The organism is Streptomyces calidiresistens (assembly GCF_014141525.1).
GTDB classification, from domain to species: Bacteria; Actinomycetota; Actinomycetes; order Streptomycetales; family Streptomycetaceae; genus Streptomyces; species Streptomyces calidiresistens.
The window spans coordinates 1-3,255 of sequence record NZ_VKHS01000641.1; the positions used below are offsets into that span (position 1 = coordinate 1).

A 3,255-nucleotide genomic window follows, 5' to 3' on the forward strand; every position below is an offset into this window, starting at 1 on the left:
TTCCCCGGCCCCGGCGGGACGGGAGGCCCGCCACCGGCTCACGGCACCGGGGCGGCCCCGTCGTCGGCCGACGCGCCCCGGGCCGGCGGCACGTCGGCGGGCTCCGGCTCGGACCCGCTCACCCGACGCTGCCGGCGGTGCTTGAGCAGCGCCCGCCGCCGACGGCGACTTCCCGGCCCGGCGGGCTCGGTGACGAACACCTCGCTGCCGCTCTCCGCCACGGCCGCCGCGGCGGCGTCCGCCACCCGCAGCACCGATTCCCCGCGCGCCGGCTCCACCCGCTCCGGCTCCGGCCACACCCCCAGCGAGGCGCAGAGGGTGGGCAGGAGCGCCATGGCCGCCGCCCGATACCCCTCGGCCGAGGGGTGGTAGCGGTCCGGGCCGAACATCTCGCGCGGGTTCGCGGCGAACTCGGGCCCCAGCAGATCCCCCAGGGAGACCGTCCGGCCCCCCAGTTCCACCGTCGCGATGGTCTGCGCGGTCGCCAGCCGTCGGCACAACCGGCGGGCCACCCAGCGCAGCGGCGGCGCCACCGGCTCCACCGAGCCGATGTCCGGACAGGTGCCCACGACCACGTGACTGCCCGCCTCCCGGAGGCGGCGCACGGCCGCCGCCAGCAGTTCGACCGCGCGCACCGGCGGCAGGCGGGTGGTGATGTCGTTGGCGCCGATCATGATGACGCACACGTCCGGCACCCCCTCGGCGGCGGCCGGGGCATCGGCGGCGGGGCGGGGAACGGCGCCGGGGGCGGCGTCCGCCCGCTCCCCGGTGGTGCCGAGGAGCAGGGAGACCTGCCGGTCCAGATCCTCCGAGGACGCCCCGGACAGCGCCACGTTCCGCAGCCGCACCGGCCGCTCGGAGACCGCGGCCAACCCGGTGGCCAGCAGCGCGCCCGGCGTCTCCGCCGCCCGGTGCACCCCCAGACCGGCCGCCGTCGAGTCGCCCAGGAAGCCCAGCCGCCACGGCGTGCCGGCGTGCCCCGCCCCGGCGAACTCGCGACCGTAGACGCCGTCGGCCGGCGGCGGCTCGTCCTCACTCAGTCCGATGATCCGCCGGGCGAACAGCGCCTCGGTCACCAGCACACCGACCGTCACCCCGCCCAGCAGTCCGAGGCCCCCGCCGCTGTACGCCGCCATCGTGGCGACCCGCCGCACCGTGCGGCGGGCCGGTGCCCCGACCGTCGCGCCCCCCGCCGAACGGAACACCGCCCCCGAGGCCCTGTCGAACGTTCTGCCGAAAGCCCTGCCGAACCCGTTGTCGAACCCGGAACCCGCCATCGTCGTCCCCGCCTCCCGCCCGCGTCTCGACCCGACCGGCGCCTCCGCGCGGCCGGCGCCGGCCCCGGGCACGCGGGCCGTTCCGTCCCGGACCGTTCGGGCGTGCCCGTTCCCCCCATGATCACCCGGGGGCACCCGGTGGCGCGGGAGGCCGCGCCCCGCCCCGGCCCCCTACAGTGCTGTCCAGTGGGCGGACACGACCCGCCCGGAACCCGCGGAGACCACTGTGCAGTATCACGAGTCGATGATCGACCTTGTCGGCAACACCCCACTGCTGAAACTCACCGGAGTCACGGAGGGGATCGAGGCCACCGTCCTCGCCAAGGTCGAATACTTCAATCCCGGCGGATCGGTGAAGGACCGCATCGCCCTGAGGATGATCGAGGCGGCGGAGGCCTCCGGGGAACTGCGCCCCGGCGGCACGATCGTCGAGCCCACCTCCGGCAACACCGGGGTCGGCCTGGCCATCGTCGCCCAGCGCAAGGGGTACCGCTGCGTCTTCGTCTGCCCCGACAAGGTCTCCACCGACAAGATCAACGTCCTGCGGGCCTACGGGGCCGAGGTCGTGGTCTGCCCCACGGCGGTGGATCCGGAGCACCCCGACTCCTACTACAACGTCTCCGACCGCCTCGTCCGGGAGATCCCCGACGCGTGGAAGCCGGACCAGTACAGCAACCCCAACAACCCCCGCTCCCACTACGAGACCACCGGTCCCGAACTGTGGGACCAGACCGAGGGGCGGATCACCCACTTCGTCGCCGGCATCGGCACCGGCGGCACCATCAGCGGCACCGGCCGCTACCTCAAGGAGGTCAGCGACGGCCGGGTGCGGGTCATCGGCGCCGACCCCGAGGGCTCGGTGTACTCCGGCGGCTCCGGCCGGCCGTACCTGGTGGAGGGCGTGGGCGAGGACTTCTGGCCCGACGCCTACGACCGGGAGATCGCCGACGACATCGTCGCCGTCTCGGACCGCGACTCCTTCCGGATGACCCGCCGCCTCGCCCGCGAGGAGGGTCTGCTCGTCGGCGGCTCCTGCGGCATGGCGGTGGCCGCCGCCCTGGAGGTCGCCCGGCCGCTGGGCCCGGACGCCGTGGTGGTGGTCCTGCTGCCCGACGGCGGTCGCGGTTACCTCAGCAAGATCTTCAACGACGAGTGGATGGCCGACTACGGCTTCCTGGAGGGCGGCGAGCCCGAGACCCGGGTCGGCGACGTGCTGAACCGCAAGCAGGGGGAGATGCCCTCGCTGGTGCACATGCACCCCGAGGAGACCGTCGGACAGGCCATCGAGGTGCTGCGCGAGTACGGCGTCTCCCAGATGCCGGTGGTCAAGCCCGGTGCCGGACACCCCGACGTGATGGCCGCCGAGGTGGTGGGCTCGGTCGTGGAGCGCGACCTGCTGGAGGCGCTCTTCGCCAAGCGGGCCGGCCTGGACGACCCGCTGGAGAAGCACATGAGCGCCCCCCTGCCGCAGGTGGGCGCGGGCGAGCCGATCGCCGACCTGATGACCGCGCTGGGCACCGCCGACGCGGCGATCGTGCTGGTGGAGGGCAAGCCCACCGGTGTGGTCAGCCGACAGGACCTGCTGGCCTTCATGGCCCGTTGACCCCCGGTTTCCCGTCGATCGGCGGGCCGGGTGCCCGGGCCTCCGGTAATCGATTCCGAGGCGTCACGGCGAGGCAATGCCCGCTTAACACCTGGCCGGCAGAGTTCTGGGTGTCGGCGTCAAGGACCTCCGGAGCGGCTCCCGGACCTCCATGGACGCCCGGACGGTGATCCCGACCCGATCACCGTCCCCGCGGGGACCGCCGTCGTCCCGCCCCTGGCGCTCGCGCCGGGGTGCGGCGGTCCCCGCGCCACATCTTTCCGCGCCGCATCCCCCGCGGCGCATCCCCGCCCCGCGGCGGCCGTCCCGGTTCCCCGGCGACGGACGCGCGCACGCGCACCGCCGGTTCCGGCTCCCCGATCCGCGGGCCCCCTC

The 3,255-nt window shown here is 75.0% G+C and carries 2 protein-coding genes; one reads left to right on the forward strand and one right to left on the reverse strand.

The window, feature by feature from the left end:
* Positions 1–38: 38 nt before the first annotated feature.
* A complete protein-coding gene (locus FOE67_RS20830) occupies positions 39–1,136 on the reverse strand; it encodes an SGNH/GDSL hydrolase family protein (RefSeq protein WP_228474116.1) in 1,098 nt (365 codons plus the stop codon).
* A 367-nt stretch (positions 1,137–1,503) separates the two neighbouring features.
* On the opposite strand from FOE67_RS20830, the gene FOE67_RS20835 reads away from it, so the two are divergent.
* Positions 1,504–2,880, forward strand: coding sequence for a cystathionine beta-synthase (locus tag FOE67_RS20835; RefSeq protein WP_182666370.1), 1,377 nt, complete (start codon positions 1,504–1,506; stop codon positions 2,878–2,880).
* The last annotated feature ends 375 nt before the right edge of the window (positions 2,881–3,255 follow it).